Source organism: Actinoplanes sp. NPDC049681, from assembly GCF_044465265.1.
Taxonomy (GTDB): Bacteria; Actinomycetota; Actinomycetes; order Mycobacteriales; family Micromonosporaceae; genus Actinoplanes.
This window is the reverse complement of the sequence record NZ_JBITLP010000007.1, coordinates 507,782-523,140: the sequence shown is the minus strand read 5'-3', so window position 1 is coordinate 523,140 and position 15,359 is coordinate 507,782. Positions and strand designations below refer to the sequence as shown.

14 protein-coding genes and 1 pseudogene are annotated in these 15,359 nt (G+C 71.8%); 6 read left to right on the top strand and 9 right to left on the bottom strand.

Annotated elements, in window-relative coordinates; translation table 11 throughout:
• Positions 1-28: 28 nt before the first annotated feature.
• Positions 29-589, top strand: coding sequence for a DUF305 domain-containing protein (locus tag ACIBO8_RS27450; protein ID WP_396118185.1), 561 nt, complete (start codon positions 29-31; stop codon positions 587-589).
• Positions 590-730: 141 nt separating this feature from the next.
• Here the strand turns inward: ACIBO8_RS27450 and ACIBO8_RS27445 are convergent, their stop codons facing one another.
• The 5 genes from ACIBO8_RS27445 to ACIBO8_RS27425 form a co-directional block, all read right to left on the bottom strand.
• Entirely contained in the window at positions 731-1,531 is an 801-nt protein-coding gene (locus tag ACIBO8_RS27445) for an LLM class flavin-dependent oxidoreductase (protein ID WP_396118184.1), read from the bottom strand.
• A gap of 119 nt (positions 1,532-1,650) precedes the next feature.
• The gene (locus tag ACIBO8_RS27440; RefSeq protein WP_396118183.1) at positions 1,651-2,391 is read right to left on the bottom strand and encodes an arginase family protein; all 741 of its coding nucleotides are present in this window, start codon (positions 2,389-2,391) and stop codon (positions 1,651-1,653) included.
• Between the two features lie 9 nt (positions 2,392-2,400).
• Entirely contained in the window at positions 2,401-2,886 is a 486-nt protein-coding gene (locus ACIBO8_RS27435) for a GNAT family N-acetyltransferase (RefSeq protein ID WP_396118182.1), read from the bottom strand.
• On the bottom strand, positions 2,879-3,616 hold the full coding sequence (locus ACIBO8_RS27430; protein WP_396118181.1) for a PP2C family protein-serine/threonine phosphatase: 738 nt from the start codon (positions 3,614-3,616) through the stop codon (positions 2,879-2,881). Before ACIBO8_RS27430 ends, ACIBO8_RS27435 begins: the two co-directional genes overlap by 8 nt.
• A gap of 89 nt (positions 3,617-3,705) precedes the next feature.
• Entirely contained in the window at positions 3,706-3,858 is a 153-nt protein-coding gene (locus tag ACIBO8_RS27425; protein WP_396118180.1) for a hypothetical protein, read from the bottom strand.
• 15 nt (positions 3,859-3,873) lie between these two features.
• Here ACIBO8_RS27425 and ACIBO8_RS27420 point away from each other — a divergent pair, with 15 nt between their 5' ends.
• Positions 3,874-4,005: a hypothetical protein gene (locus ACIBO8_RS27420; protein ID WP_396118179.1), complete on the top strand. Its 132-nt coding sequence runs from the start codon at positions 3,874-3,876 to the stop codon at positions 4,003-4,005.
• 50 nt (positions 4,006-4,055) lie between these two features.
• Here ACIBO8_RS27420 and ACIBO8_RS27415 read toward each other — a convergent pair.
• Positions 4,056-4,253: pseudogene (locus ACIBO8_RS27415) on the bottom strand (SixA phosphatase family protein); the annotation flags it as partial.
• Between the two features lie 83 nt (positions 4,254-4,336).
• Here ACIBO8_RS27415 and ACIBO8_RS27410 point away from each other — a divergent pair.
• From ACIBO8_RS27410 to ACIBO8_RS27400, 3 genes are all read left to right on the top strand, one after another.
• On the top strand, positions 4,337-4,789 hold the full coding sequence (locus tag ACIBO8_RS27410; RefSeq protein WP_396118178.1) for a toll/interleukin-1 receptor domain-containing protein: 453 nt from the start codon (positions 4,337-4,339) through the stop codon (positions 4,787-4,789).
• 10 nt (positions 4,790-4,799) lie between these two features.
• On the top strand, positions 4,800-7,472 hold the full coding sequence (gene fxsT / locus ACIBO8_RS27405) for an FxSxx-COOH system tetratricopeptide repeat protein (protein ID WP_396118177.1): 2,673 nt from the start codon (positions 4,800-4,802) through the stop codon (positions 7,470-7,472).
• A gap of 167 nt (positions 7,473-7,639) precedes the next feature.
• Positions 7,640-9,355, top strand: a complete 1,716-nt coding sequence (locus ACIBO8_RS27400; protein WP_396118176.1) for a glycoside hydrolase family 6 protein — start codon at positions 7,640-7,642, stop codon at positions 9,353-9,355.
• A 51-nt stretch (positions 9,356-9,406) separates the two neighbouring features.
• Here the strand turns inward: ACIBO8_RS27400 and ACIBO8_RS27395 are convergent, their stop codons facing one another.
• On the bottom strand, positions 9,407-11,911 hold the full coding sequence (locus ACIBO8_RS27395) for a LamG-like jellyroll fold domain-containing protein (protein ID WP_396118175.1): 2,505 nt from the start codon (positions 11,909-11,911) through the stop codon (positions 9,407-9,409).
• A gap of 237 nt (positions 11,912-12,148) precedes the next feature.
• Here ACIBO8_RS27395 and ACIBO8_RS27390 point away from each other — a divergent pair, with 237 nt between their 5' ends.
• Positions 12,149-12,817 (top strand): copper homeostasis protein CutC, encoded by a 669-nt coding sequence (locus ACIBO8_RS27390; RefSeq protein WP_396118174.1) that lies wholly within the window; start codon positions 12,149-12,151, stop codon positions 12,815-12,817.
• Here the strand turns inward: ACIBO8_RS27390 and ACIBO8_RS27385 are convergent.
• Complete coding sequence (locus ACIBO8_RS27385; RefSeq protein WP_396118173.1) at positions 12,809-13,876, bottom strand: hypothetical protein; 1,068 nt, start codon at positions 13,874-13,876, stop codon at positions 12,809-12,811. The two genes, ACIBO8_RS27390 and ACIBO8_RS27385, sit on opposite strands and share 9 nt — an antisense overlap.
• A 42-nt stretch (positions 13,877-13,918) precedes the next feature.
• On the bottom strand, positions 13,919-15,286 hold the full coding sequence (locus ACIBO8_RS27380) for a UDP-glucose dehydrogenase family protein (protein ID WP_396118172.1): 1,368 nt from the start codon (positions 15,284-15,286) through the stop codon (positions 13,919-13,921).
• Between the last annotated feature and the right edge of the window lie 73 nt (positions 15,287-15,359).

The following is a 15,359-nucleotide window of genomic DNA, read 5'->3' as shown; positions in this document are numbered from 1 at the left end:
CACGGGTGGACGGTCGTAGATTCGTGGAGTGCGAACGTTCCGGAGGCTCACGGCCGTCATGACGCTGGCGGCCGTCGCCGCGCTGGCCGCCGGCTGCGACCCCTCCGTACCCGGGAAGACCCCGGCCGGGCCACCCGCGACAGCCGCCGTTTCGCCGGAGTTCAACGACGCCGACGTCACCTTCCTCCGGACGCTGATCCCGCACCACCGGGCCGGCACGGAGATCGCGCGGATCGGCGCCGAGCGGGCCTCCCGGCCGGAGCTGCGTACGCTGGCCGGCGCCGTCGTGGCCACCCAGCAGGACGAGGTCGCCCGGCTCAGCGGCTGGCTGACCGCGTGGGGCCGGACGGCACCACCGGCCCCGGCGAAGCCACCGCAGGCGGTGACGACGCTGGCGAAGACGTCCCGGACCGCGTTCGACGCCGCGTTCGCGCGGCTGCTGGCCGGCCACCAGCGGGAGGCCGTCCGGCTGGCCGAGGCCGAGACGGCGAACGGGCGCAACCGGGACGCGCTCGCCTTCGCCCGGCAGGTGCAGGCCTCGCGTACGGCCCAGATCGACGCGCTTAACCATTCCCTGCGCAAGACTTGAGGCGCACCTAAGGCACCGTCGCGGACCGTAGCCCTAGGGTTGGTCGAGCGCTGTCCCACTGTGGACGCCCGAGACCTTTCCGAGGGGCCGGATGCCGGTGCCCCGCCGATGCGGCAGGGCGCCGGCATCTCCTCGCCCGGGTCAGCCCACGAGATCCGCGAGACGGTCCACCTGGTCCGGGTCGTTCGCCCAGCAGTAGAGCATCACCTCGTCGGCGCCGAGGCCTTCGCAGGTGCGGATGAAATCCCGGATCCGGGCCGGGGTGTCGAGCAGCGCCGGGTCATGGCCGTCGCCGTAGTAGCCGGCCACCGCGTCCCGGGCCTCGCCCAGGACGCGGTCCGGGCCGAGCGCGACGTTGCCCTGGGCGACGAGCCACGGCCGGCCGGACCGTCCGGCTTCGGACCAGAGGGTCTCGACCGTACGGAACAGCGTGCCGAGGTACCGGGGCGGCGCGGCGCCGAGGAAGCCGTCGCCGAAGCGCGCGACCCGCTCGAGGGCCGGCCGCCTGAATGCTCCGAACAGGACCTCCGGGCGGGCCTCGGGGCCGACCGGCCCCTGCGACCACCATCGCGCCAGTTCCACCATCTGCTCGTCGAGGCGCCGGCCCCGGCGACGGAAATCCTGACCGGCCAGGTGGTAGTCGTCCTCGCGTGCGCCCACACCGAGACCGAGGGTGAACCGGCCGCCGGAGACGACGTCGAGGGTCGCGGCCTGTTTGGCCAGCAGGGCGGTCTGACGCAGCGGTGCCAGGAGAACCTCGGTCTGGACGCGGACCCGGTGCGTGGCGCCCGCGATGGCGGCGAGGGCCACCAGCGGTTCGGGGTTGCCGTACGCGAGGCGGTCGAGCAGGCCGAGGGTGCGGAACGGGCCGGCGTCCGCGCGGCGGGCCCAGGTGAGCAGGCCGGGGACGTCGCCGATGGGCAGGCCGATGCCGATGGTCATGGCTGGTTCCTTCCAGAGGGTAGGCAGCAGTGCTGCCGCTCCCTCCGGGCACACCTCGTCGGCGGCTGGGCTCCCACGCTGCGGCGTCTGTCCGGGAAGCCGATGGATTGCGGCCGACTCTACCGGAGCAGCGCCTCGAGGAGCGCGGCGCGGGCGGAGGAGTCGGCCGTCCGCTGCCACGGGCAGGCGATGTCGAGCACCGCCACCCGGCCGGTCGCGCGCAGCCGCCGTACCGCCGCGACCACCTCGGACGCCGGCGGACCGCCGGCGGCCGGGAAGAGCAGGCCAGGCAGCTCCGCCGGGTCCACCACGTCGACGTCCACGTGCACGACGAGCGGGCCGTCCGGCACCTCGGCGGCGGACAGGCCGGTCACGGTCGTGCGGCGCACCCGGCTGGCGGCCAGGAAGGACACCTCCGGCGGGTCGAGGTCGCGGGCGCCGACCAGCACCACCCGTTCCTCGGCGACCGGACGCAGGCCCAGGGGCTTGCCCACCAGCGACGGGTCGCCACCGAGAGCCAGCCGCAGGGACAGGCCGCCCGGATAACCGGAGGTGGTCGAGGCGAGGGTGTGCACGTCGCCGTGCGCATCGAACCACACCAGGGCCGGGTCCAGCCCCGTACGCTGCGCACCGGCCAGGGCGGCCACCCCGAGCAGGCAGTCGCCGGACACCATGGTCACCGGCTCACCGGCGGCCGCCACCGCCTGCGCCACCGCCTCGTCGAGGGCGGCCAGCCGGGTCCACAGGTCGCCCGGCGGCAACTCCGGGTCGACGACCACGGCCGGTCGCCCGGCGGGCAGCGGGAGCAGCGCGTCGGGCAGCCGCTCGTCCTGGTGATAGGGCACGACGATCAACGCCATCGGATGAGCCTAGGCCCCGGGGGCGTCCAGACGTAGCACCGTTTCCTCGATGTCGCGCCCGCGTGCCGTCGCGTACGCGACCTCGGTGCCGATCTTCCGGAAGCCGGCCTTGCTCAGCACCCTCAGCGAACCTGCGTTGTCACTGGCCGCCCGGGCGGTGATCGGCCGCACCGGGACCATCGCCAGGAGCATCCGTACGGCCTGGGTGGCGATGCCCTGCCCCCACCACTTCCGGCCGAGCCAGTACGTGATCTCGGTGTCCTCGCCGACCCGGAAGCTGCCGACCGTCCCGGCGAGCTCCCCGTCCACCGTGACGGCACGCAGCAGGATGTCCGGCTGGGTCCGCAGCCGGTGCAGGTGCGCGTCGAAGGCGGCCCGGTCGTCGGGGTCCTCGGCGGTGAACGCCGCCATGCGGACCGCCTCGCGGTCGCGCATCTGGTCGTAGATGGTGTCCAGGTCCTCGTCGCGGACGAGCCGCAGTCCGACCTCAGGCATTGTCGTCGCCTCCCGTTCCGGCGCGGATCACCGCCGCCGTCGCATTGTCCTCGCCGCCGGCGGTCAGCGAGTCGGTGAGCAGGGTCTCCACGGCCCGGGCGGGATCCCCCGCGGCACCCAGCACCCCGGCCATGCGCTCGTACCCGACCTGCTCGCTCAGCCCGTCGGTGCAGAGCAGATACGTGTCCCCCGGCCGCACGGTCACGCTCAGCACGTCGGGCTCCGGAGAGCCGGGATGGCCCGCATAGCGGGTGAGCCGGTACCGCGCGGCGTGCGCCTCGGCGGAGTCGGCCGGCCACCAGCCGTGGACCGCGCCGAGCCACGCGACCGTGTGGTCGGTGGTGAGCAGTTCGAGCAGGCCGTCGCGGAACCGGTAGGCCCGGGAGTCGCCGAGCTGGACGAGCCAGGCACCCGGCGTCCGCTCCCCGGCGACGAAGGCGGTCAAGGTGCAGCCGGTCAGCTCCCCGAGCCCGGCACCGGCGGCGCGGACTCGCGACTGCACCTCGGCGACGGCGGCGTACAGCCCGGCCGCATCGGGCACGGCGGTGGCGACGAAACTGTCGACGGCCGTACGCCCGGCGACCGCGCTCCCCCGGCCGCCGCCCATCCCGTCCGCGACCACGACCAGCGGCCGTGCCGGGTCCACGTGCAGCACGTCGAAGTTGGCGGGATAACGGTTGCCGGTCACGCTGCCGGCGGCCACGGAGAGCCGTACTCCCCCGGCTCGCATCCCGGCCCGCCGCACCTTGACCCGCTCGATGACCGCACCCCCGTCCTCTGCGTGGCGGCAGCCTATCCTGAGCTCGTTCCCCGCGTGTGTCACGGCTTCGAGCTGATGACCGTGAGCCGGTCCGGCGGGAACTGCACCGTGTACCAGCCGCCACGGTCCGCCGGTGGCGGCAGCTCCACGCGATAGGCGCCCGCCGGCCAGGACAGCAGGACCGCGATGACGTCCCCGTGGGAGCACACCACGACTCGGCCGGCCCCATGAGTGCCCGCCGGCCGGACGAGGGCACCCAGCGCCCGCCGGCGACCCAGGCTCCGGCGACCGCTTCACCCATCGGCGCGTACCCGCCGTCGACCCACCCGGACGGCTCGTGGAAGCCGGCCGCCTCGTAGAGCTCGGACAGCTCGTTGATCGCCAGCCCGGAGGCCGCGGCGAGGGGATCCACGGTCTGGCGGCAGCGCAACGCCGGACTGCTGTAGACGGCGTCGATGTCCGTGCCGACCGCGCGCGCCAGGGCCTGCGCTTGCTGATGGCCGATCTCGCTCAGCGGGCGGTTGTCGTGGTCGCCGGCCCAGCCTTCGCGCGCTACGGACGCGCAGTGCGGAATGAGAATGACTGTGATGGTCGCGCCGTCGAACATGAACCGCATCATGCCGGTCGCCGCCCGGGCGATCGGGCCCGACGGACGATGTGGAGAACATCCCGATCCGGCACACTGCACGTGTGGTGAACGCCAGCGGGTCCAGATCTCCCCAGAAACTGTTCCTCTCCTACGCGGGACCGGACCGGGACTACGCCACGTGGGTGGGGCACACGCTCCAGGCCGCGGGCTACCAGGTGGAGATGGACGCGGACTGGGCCACCGGATCCAACTTCGTGCTCCGGATGAGCGACGCGCTGGACGGCCCGGGGCGGGTGGTCTGCCTGTTCTCGAAGGCCTACTTCGACCGGAGGCGGTTCACGACCGACGAGTGGACGGCCGTGCTGGCCGACCGCCGCCGCGCCGGGCGACTGGTGCCGCTGCTCCTCGAACGGGTGACCGTGCCCGCCGTCCTCCGGCCGCTGATCTACAAGGACATGGTCGGGCTCGGCGAGTCGGACGCCCGTGCGGCCCTGCTCGAAGCCGTCGGCGGGCGGGCGGCCCGGACGGCGCCGCCGCCGTTCCCGGCGCGCTGAGGGCGGCCGCGTGGGTAAGGGCAAGAAGGGGACGACGGCCGCACCGGGGCGGGTCGCCGAGCGGAGCGAAACGGTTTTCGTGTCCTATGCGGAGCGCGACCGGCCGTGGGCCGAGTGGGTCGCCTGGCATCTCCGCCAGGCCGGGTTGACCGTCGACGCCGGCGCCGCCGAATGGTCGGCCGGCGACAACGCGGAGCTGCGGCGCACCGACGCCATCGAGCGGGCCGACCGGGCGGTCATGCTCTACTCGGAGGCCTATTTCGCACGGGACACCGCCGAGTGGACGGTGCTCACCGCGACGGGCACGCCGCTGGTGCCCCTGCGGATCGAGGAGGTGCAGCCGCCGGCGACGCTGCAGCCGTACGTGGTCTTCGACCTGGTCGGCCTCGACGAGGACGCCGCCCGGGCACGGCTGCTGGAGGCGGTCGGCGTCACGGTGCGCGCCGACGGACGGCCCGGGTATCCGCCCGGGCGGCATCGCAAGCGGCCGACCGGGCCGGAGCCGCGCCTGCCCGGCAGCCTGCCCGACGTGTGGCAGGTCCCGCCGCGCAACACGATGTTCAAGGGGCGGGAGAAGGACCTGGCCGAGCTGCGGGACCGGCTCGGCAACCATTCGTCCAGCTCGGTCCAGTCGGTGCACGGCATGGGCGGGATCGGCAAGTCGACCTTGGCACTGGAGTACGCCCACCGGTTCGCGGGCTCGTACAACCTGGTCTGGTGGATCGACGCCGAGCAGCCGAACCTGATCGGCGAGCAGATGGCGGCGCTCGGCATCGAGGCGGGCTGGTGCACCGCGGACGTCTCCGACTCGCGGGCCACGGCCATGGTGCGTCACCGCCTGCGGACGGAGGGCGGCTGGCTGGTCATCTTCGACAACGCCGAGCGCCCCGACGACCTGCGGCGCTTCGTGCCGCAAGGCAGCGGCCACGTGCTCATCACGTCCCGCAATCCGGGCTGGGCCGGCATCGCCGGCCGACCGTCGGAGCTGGACATCTTCGCCCGAGAAGACTCCGTGAGCCTGCTCTGCGAGCTGGTGCCGGAGCTCGCCCCCGAACCGGCCGGGGCGCTGGCCGACGACCTCGGCGACCTGCCGCTCGCGGTGGCCCAGGCCGGCGCGCTGCTGGCCGAGAGCGGGATGCCGGTGGACACCTACCGCCGGCTGCTGGCGAGCGAGGCCGCCCAGCTGCTGTCGCTCGGCGATGCGAACGGCTACGGCGCGTCGCTGGCGGCCGTGGTGCGGATCTCGCTGGAGCGGATCGCCCTGGAGGACCCGGCGGCCGAGGACATCGCGCGGGTATGTGCGCTGCTGTCGGCCGATCCGATCCCGACCGACATTTTCACCGGTGCGCCGCCGCAGCTGCGGGGCTCGACCGAGTCCGCGGTGCACGCGAGCATCGGCCGGCTCGGCCGCTACGGCCTGGCCAAGGTCTCCGGCGGCTTGCTCCGCATGCACCGCCTGACCCAGGCCATCATCCGGGACCTGATGACCCCCGAGCAGCGCGCGGCCGTCAAAGCCCGGGCCGAGCAGCTGGTGGCGGCCGCCTATCCGCGGGATACGGCCTTCGGCTTCGTCAAGGATCCCAGCTCATGGCCGCGATGGGCGCAACTGCTGCCGCACCTGCTCGCCCTCGACCCGACGTCGGCGCAGAGCCGGTTGCGGGACATGGCATGTCAGGCCGTCGGTTACCTGGGGAGCCGGGGAGATTACGAGGCGGCGCGGGAGTTCGCGATCAGCCTCTACGAGGCGTGGCGCGCCGAGCTCGGCCCGGACGCGGAGCTGACGCTCAAGGCCGGCGGTCTCCTCGTGGAGGCCTACATCCAGCAGGAGGAGACCACCCGAGCCGAGGAACTGGCCGTCGACATGTGCCGGCGGCTCCACCGCGTCCAGGGTCCGGACCATCAGGACACGGTGCTGGCGGGCTTGCGCTTGACCTCCCTCTATTACCGGATGGACCGCCTGGACAAGGCCGAGGACGTCGCCACCCAGTACCTCGCCCGCGCTCGATCGGTGTTCGGTGAGGACGACGAGCTCACGAGCGAACTGATGACCGCGGTGGCGAACGTTCTCTGGCGGCGCGGCGAGCACGTCGAAGCACAGAAACTCGAGCAGGAGGTCCTCGCCCGCTCGGTCCGGATCCGTGGCTGGGACGACGTCCGGACGATCACCGTCTCGGTGAACTTCGCGGAGACGCTCTTCAGCCTCGGGTTCGACGACCAGGCCGTCACGATGATCGAAGAGGCCGTTGAGCGATCACGACGCAAACTCGGGTACGACCATCCGCAGACGCTGTTCTTCGCGACGCGGCTCGGCACGCTCCTGGCGCAGGTCAAGCGGTCCAGCGAGGCGCTCGACCTGCTGCGGGACACACTCGACCGCAGTGTGCGGGTCGCGGGCCCGAGCAGCACCCTCGCCATCCGAGCGCGGGTCGCGCTGGTCGAGTTCCACATCCGGTTCGGTCCGCGCGGTTCGCTCGGCTCCATGGTGGACGATCTGCTGCGATGCGTGCGGGCGTCGCACGCCTTCGAAGGCTTCGACCCGCCCACCCGGGAGCTGATCGAGAGCCTCGGCGACCTGCTGCGTCAGCTCAATCGACCGGCGCAGGCCAAGTCCCTGATCGCGCGCCTGGAGAAGACCATGCGGGAGGCGAAGCTCGAGCCTCCGCCGAAATGGCTGGCGCCGTAGGGCCACAACGCCGCCGAAAAGTTTCGGTGCGATGACATATTGATGTCATGGGAGCGCTCCCATACGCTGGAGGTGCCGACGGGCCAGCGACAATCTTCGATCGGCTCGGCGGAGTCTTCCGGTCGCGCCTGCCCCGGGCACGGCCATGTCTCGAGGAGCGCTCGCGCATGAGACCACGTCCCCACAGTGCGGCCCGCGGCCTGACCGCCGCGGCCGCCGTCATCCTCCTCACCGGCGCCGGCATCGCCGTCGCCGCCTCGCAGGCCAGCGCCGCGGCCGGCTGCCGGGTCACTTACTCGGTCAATCAGTGGAACACCGGGTTCACCGGCAACCTCGCGGTGACCAATCTGGGCGATCCCATCACCGGCGGGTGGACGCTCGCCTGGGACTTCACCGGCAATCAGCGGGTCACCCAGGGCTGGAACGGTGCGTTCACCCAGTCCGGCCAGCACGTCAGCGTCGCCGCCCCGTCGTACGCGAGCAGCCTCGCCACCAACGCGACGGCGACCCTGGGCTTCAACGCCGACTACTCCGGCACCAACCAGCCCCCGGCGGCCTTCAGTCTGAACGGGACGCAGTGCACAGGCACCGTCCCCACGACACCACCGCCGTCGGACCCGACCACGCCCCCGCCGCCCGGCACGAAGGTCGACAACCCGTACGCGGGAGCCCGCGGTTACGTCAATCCTGAGTGGCGGGCGAAGGCCGAGTCCGAGCCGGGCGGCAACCGCGTCTCCGGCAACCCGACCGCGGTGTGGCTGGACCGGATCGCGGCGATCGAGGGAACCCCGGACTCGAGCTCCAACGGCGCGATGGGCCTGCGCGACCACCTGGACGCCGCGCTCGCCCAGGGCGCGGGCTACGTCCAGTTCGTGATCTACAACCTGCCCGGCCGGGACTGCTCGGCGCTGGCCTCCAACGGTGAGCTGGGCGTCGACGACCTGCCGCGGTACAAGACCGAATACATCGACCCGATCGCCGCGATCCAGGCCGATCCGAAGTACCGCACCCTGCGCATCATCAACGTGGTCGAGATCGACTCGCTGCCCAACCTGGTGACCAACACCAACGTCGCGACCTGCGCCACGATGAAGCAGAACGGCGGCTACGTACAGGGCGTCGGGTACGCGCTCCAGAAGCTCGGCGCCATCCCGAACGTCTACAACTACGTCGACGCGGCCCACCACGGCTGGATCGGCTGGGACACGAACTTCGGCCCCACCGCGGACATCATGCTCCAGGCGGCCCGCGCGTCCGGCGACGTCCGGAACGTGCACGGGTTCATCACCAACACGGCCAACTACTCGGCGCTGACGGAGCCGTACTTCACCATCAACACGTCGGTGAACGGCACCTCGGTCCGGCAGTCCAAGTGGGTGGACTGGAACTACTACGTCGACGAGCTGTCGTTCGCCCAGGCGTTCCGCCAGAAGCTGATCTCCATCGGCTTCGACGCCGGCATCGGCATGCTCATCGACACCTCCCGCAACGGCTGGGGCGGCCCGAACCGGCCCTCGGCGGCGAGCACCTCCACCGACGTCAACACGTTCGTCAACCAGTCGCGGATCGACCGCCGGATCCACGCCGGCAACTGGTGCAACCAGGACGGCGCGGGCCTGGGCGAGCGGCCGAAGGCGGCCCCCGCCCCCGGGATCGACGCGTACGTCTGGGTCAAGCCGCCCGGCGAGTCGGACGGGTCGAGCAGCCTCATCCCGAACGACGAGGGCAAGGGCTTCGACCGGATGTGCGACCCGACCTACACGGGCAACGAGCGCAACGGCAACAATCCGACCGGCGCCCTGCCCGATGCGCCGATCTCGGGCGCCTGGTTCTCGGCCCAGTTCCGCCAGTTGATGGCGAACGCGTATCCGCCGCTCTCCTGAGGTTCCCCGGGCCGGGCACGGAACCCTCCGTGCCCGGCCCGGGACCGCCGGTCAGGTGCCGGAGGCGTACAGCTGCTTGATCTCCTGATCGGACAGCGCCCGGTCGTAGAGGTGGACCTGGTCGACCGTGCCGTCGAGGAAGTCGACGGGGTTGCCGTTGTACTTGCCGCGGCCGATCACCGTGTTGCCGGTCGGCCCGGCCTGCGGCAGGCAGGCCCCGGTCCGGCCGGCGAGCTCGCCGTCGACGTAGAGCCGCAGCTCGCCCTTGACCGAGTCGCGGACGCCGGTCAGGTGGTACCAGCGGCCGACCTCCGGCTTGACCGGCCCGAGCGCCCGTACGCCCGCGAAGCTCATCGCGAAGCGCTGGTCGGCGCCGGAGTACTGCAGGAAGAAATCGCTCACGGCCGGGCCGTCCTGGCTGACCACGGTCTGGAACGCGCCGTCGGCCTTGTCGAGCTTCACCCAGGCGGACGCCGTGTAGTCCGACGAGGTGTCCAGGATCGGCGCGCCGGTGTCGACGTACTGCGAGGAGCCGTTGAGCTCGAGGCCCTGGCCGTTCTTGCCGGCGACGTAGCCCGGGCCGCCGACCGGCGTGCCGTCGTGGTCACCGGCGGCGTCCCCGGCCGTGCCGTCCAGCGGGTAGTAGGCGATCCCCGTGAGGCCGGGCGTGCCCGGCGGGGGCTGAGGCAGGTTGTCCGCGGAGCCGTTGGCCTTGGCGATGATCTCGCGGTTGATGTCCCGGACCTGGCGGAGATCCATCTTGGCCACCTGGCGGTCGTACGTCCAGAAGCCGTTGAGCTCCCCCTCGACGTCGGTGATCTGGGTGTAGATCGCCGCGCTGATGCCGCAGCTGCGGGCCGACGTGATGACCGCTCGCTGGTTCTCGACGTACTTGCGCGTCAGGGTCTCGGAGTCGGGTTCCATCTCGTAGGCCTGCCCGTCGCCGAACCACATGTGGTTGGAGACCTTGAGGCCGAAACCGCCGTGTTCCCCGTCGATCGAGACCCGCGTCGCGTCGGGTGACGGGGAGGCCGGCCCGAGGTACTGGTGGAAGTCGACGACGTCGCCCCTGCCGGAGTCGCCGTGCGAGTTGCAGCAGTTCACGCCGCTGTGGGCGTTGACCAGCCGGCTCGGGTCCTGCCGCTTGACGTCGTCGGCGATGCGGCCGGTGGCCGCGCGGTCCCACTCGCCCCAGCCCTCGTTGAACGGCACCCAGGCGATGATCGAGGTCCAGCTGCGGTGCTCGCGGACCATCTCGTGCAGCTCGGACTCGAACTGGTCGCGCCACTCGGGCGGGATCGGGCCGGTGTTGGCGGCGGGCATGTCCTGCCACACCATCAGGCCGAGCTTGTCGGCCCAGTAGTACCAGCGGTCGGGCTCGACCTTGATGTGCTTGCGGACCGCGTTGAAGCCCATCGCCTTGTGCTGCTGCAGGTCGAACTTCAGGCCCGCGTCGGTGGGCGCGGTGTTCAGTCCGTCCGGCCAGAAGCCCTGGTCGAGCGTGGCCATGTTGAACAGGATCTTGCCGTTGAGCGCGATCCGCAGCTTGCCGTCGGCGCCCTTGGCGGTGCCGATCTCGCGCATGCCGAAGTAGGACCGTACGGTGTCGACGGTCCGGTTGCCGTCGAGCAGCGTGACCTCGAGGTCGTAGAGGTACGGGTCGTCCGGCGTCCACAGGTGCGGCCCCGGGACGCCGACGCTGAGCTGCGTACCGGCGGCACCGGAAGCCCGGCCCACCACCCGGCCGTTGCTGCGCGCGACCGCGCGTACCGTCAGGCCCTCGCCGTTGACGGCGTTCGCGGTGAGCTTGAGCGACGAGGTTTTCAGGTCCGGGGTGAGACCGAGGTCCGCGATGCTGGAAGCGGCGACCGGCTCCATCCAGACGGTCCGCCAGATGCCGGAGCTGCCCTGGTAGAAGATGCCGTGGTCGCTGACCCGGCGCTGCTTGCCGATCGGCTGGCCGGTGGCGTCGGTGAGATCCTCGGCCCAGACGATGAGCTCCTGCGGGCCGGTGCCGGTCAGCGCATCGGTGACGTCGGCGTCGAAACCGTCGTAGCCGCCGCGGTGCGTGGCGACCTGCCGTCCGTTGACGAACACCCTCGAGTCGTAGTCCACGGCGCCGAAGTGGAGCAGCAGGTGCTGCCCGCTTCCGACCTTCCAGGACGAGGGGACGGTGAAGGTACGCCGGTACCACATCCGGTCCTCGTGACGCTGGATGCCGGAAAGCGCGCTCTCGATCGGGTACGGGACCAGCACCCGCTCGCCCAGCGCCTGGCCGGCGGGCACCGCCTGACCGACCTCCGCCTTGGCGAACTCCCACACGCCGTTGAGGTTCTGCCACTTGCTGCGCACGAGCTGGGGGCGCGGGTACTCGGGCAGGGCGTTGTCCGGGCCGACCGCGGCGGTCCAGGGGGTGGCGATGGGCGGGACGCCCTTGTGCCAGGTGGGTCCCGCGGGTGCGGGCGCCGCGCCGGCGGGCACCGCGGCACCGACGGCTAGGAGAGTGACGGCGGCCACTGTCAGGCCATGCCGCCGGCGGGTCCGGGCTGTGTTCACGCGCGTGGTCCCTTCGGAGCGGAAGTGACGCGGGCAGCGCAGATCGACGCTCCACGGTGGACGACGGAACCACCGGGAAGCGCTTCAGTGGACCACCCATGAGTTCACACATCTCAACAAGGATGCTCAGGTAACGTCAAGATATACGGCGAAGAACTTCGATGGTCCGACACTTTCCAACATGGACGCGCAAGCCGGGGCGACCGGCATTCAGCCGCGTATGGGACGATGCCTCCCGTGCCCGATGCGATCTTGGAAGTCATCGCGCTGACCCCCGTCGATGCGGTGGCCGCGCGCGAGGGCGGCGCCGACCGGGTCGAGCTCGTCGCGGACATGCGCCGCCAGGGGCTCACCCCGGCGACCCGGACATTCACCGAGGTCAGCACGAGGTCCGGCCTTCCGGTCCGGGTCATGCTGCGCGGGCAGGACGGGTACGCCCCCGGCGACACGGCCGCTCTCACCCGGGCCGCGGCGGACCTGCGCGAGGCCGGCGCGGACGAGTTCGTGCTCGGATTCCTGGACGACACCGGCGCGGTCGACGTCGCCACCGTCGAGGCGGTGCTGAAGGTGATCGACGGATGCCGGTGGACCTTCCATCGGGCCTTCGACCACGCCGCCGACCGCACCGCCGCGTGGCGGGCGCTGGACGGGCTCCCGGGCCTCGACTGCGTGCTGACCGCGGGCGGCCCGGGCGACGTCGGCGCCGGGCTCACCACGCTGGAGTCGGAGGCGGGCCGGAGCCCGCGGGTGCTGGCCGGCGGCGGACTGCGCCCGCAGCACCTCGGCCGCCTGCTCACCGCCGGCGTCGACGCCTTCCACACCGGCAGCGCGGTGCGCCCGGACGGCCGCTGGGACGCGCCGGTCGACGCCGGGCTCGTCCGGGCGTGGCGCGACCTCCTACCGTGACGGCGCGACGACCCGCGCCGTGGAGGTGACCCCGGGCAGCGGCGTACGGCCGGTGAGCACCGGGTCGTAGCGCTTGTCACCGTGCAGGTACCGCTCGTAGAAGGCAGTCGCGTACGCGACCAGTGCGTCCCGCTGCGCCGCGGGCGTCACCTCCCGGTCGGGGCAGGTGCTGTCGTCCTCGCCGAACTGCGCCGGCGGCGTCCACCGGGTGTTGAAGTAGTTGTGGTTCGCGGCCGCCACCGACACCGAGTACGCCGGTACCCTCGTACGCCCCACCGCGTCGTCGAGGTACCCCTGCCCCGCCTCGCCGACGGCGCCGTCACACGTACCCGTCATGACCGCGACCGGGACCCGGGTGACCAGGGTGTCGCTGACGTCGCCGGGCGGGTCGTCGAACTTCACCGGCGCGAGCGGCAGCACCGCCCGGACCCGCACGCCGGCCGGCCACTCCCCGCGGTGCTTGTCGGAGGCCTGCCACATGACGCCCTTGCCGCCCCGGGAATGCCCCATCGTGCCGACGTCGCCGACGTCGACGTGACGCGCGAGGGGCTGCAGGATCGTGGCCAGGGGACCCTCTCCGTCGGCCAGCTCGCGCCACAGCGCGAGGTGGGCGTTGATCAACCGGGCCCGGTCGCCGTAGTCGAAGGACGTCTGGTTGACACCGTCCACGCTGATCGACACCACGATGAAATTGCGCACTGCCAGCGCGGTGCCGAGGTAGTCGTAGCCGCGGTAGCTGGGGAACGGCCGGGCGCCGCCCTCGCACGGCCACTGCACGGCGTCCTGCGAGTCGCACGCCCACCAGGAGCCGTGCGCCTGGATGATCAGCGGCAGCCGGCCGGTGATCCGGCGCGGGTGGTGCACGACGGCACGGAGCTCGCTGACCGTGCCGGTCACCGGGTCGCGGTATGCGGTGTCACCCAGGTCGTATTCGGCGACCGCCACGCCGTCCGCACCCTCCACGACGAACGCGATCGGACGGGGCGCCGGCGGCGCCTGCGCGCAACCGCCGAGCAGAACCAGCATGGCCGCCGCCGCGGCACGAGGAAGAATCCGCATGACCCGCACGCTGGCAGGCCATTGTCAGGAACTTGTGCGTATTCAGCGACCGGTGGGGGTCAGATAGCGGTAGCCCAGCTTGGTGAGCCGCTCGCGGTCGAGCGTGTGCCGGCCGTCCAGGATGACCGCGGTACGCATGAGCGACGCCAGTTTGCCCCAGTCGAGGTCGAGATACTGCGCCCATTCGGTGACCAGCACGACCGCGTCGCTGTCGTCGAACACGTCCTCGACGTCGTCGGTCAGGTACTCGACCAGGGCGGGCTGCTCGCGCCGGAACCGGTCGGCCGCCACCGGGTCGTGCAGCCGGATGCGGGCACCGCGCTCCACGAGCATGCGGGCGATGTCCAGCGCCGGCGCGTCGCGCAGGTCGTCGGTGTCCGGCTTGAAGGCGAGGCCGAGCAGGCCGATCCGGCGGCCCTTGAGGATCCGCAGCTCGTCCAGGAGCCGGTCCACGACGAGGCGGCGCTGGAGCTGGTTGACCGTACGCGCGGCGGAGACGATCGGCATCTCGTGGTGGTACTCGGCCGCGGTGGCGATGAGGGCGGCGGTGTCCTTGCCGAAGCACGAGCCGCCCCAGCCGATGCCCGACTGCAGGAATCGCGACCCGATCCGGGTGTCCAGGCCGATGCCCCGGGTCACCTGCTTGATGTCCGCGCCGACCCGGCCGGCCAGCTGCCCGATCTCGTTCGCAAAGCTGATCTTGAGGGCGAGGAACGCGTTGGCCGCGTACTTGATCAGCTCGGCCGACGCGAGGTCGGTGGAGACCATGGGGACCGCGCCCAGGTCGGCCGGGCGGGGCAGGTAGGTGGGCGGCGTGAAGGTCTGGTTGAGGATGGTGCGGTAGAGGCGGTTGAGCACGTCGAGGCTGCGGGGATTGTCCGAGCCGACGACCACCCGGTCGGGGTAGAGCGTGTCCTGGATCGCGGCGCCCTGGCGCAGGAACTCCGGGTTCGAGGCGACGGAGAACTCCCCGTCACTGCGCCGCTCGTGCGCCCGCTCGAACGACTCCCGCAGGATCGAGTCGACCCAGTTGCTGCTCCCGATCGGCACGGTGGACTTGTTCACCACGACCGTGAACTCGCCGTCGATGTGCTCTCCGACGCTCTCGGCGGCCGATCGCAGGTACGTCAGGTCCGGGTTGCCGTCCGGTAGCGAGGGCGTCTGCACGGCGATGAACACCACTTCGGCGTCCGGCACCGCCTTGCTGTAGTCCGTGGTGAAATTCAGCCTTTCGGCCGAGTCGGCCAGCATCGCGTCCATGTGCGGCTCGTAGATCGGCGAGCGGCCCCCGCTGAGCAGGTCGACCTTGGCCTGGTCGAGGTCGACGCAGGTGACGTCGTGGCCGAGAAACGCCAGGCTGACCCCGGTCGTGAGACCCACGTAGCCGGTTCCGACGACGCACACCCTCATCGCGCACTCCCTCTCGTCACGCCGGGCTGGCGGTATCCCGACGCCCGAAACGGTAATCCGTCGTGTCGCGTAC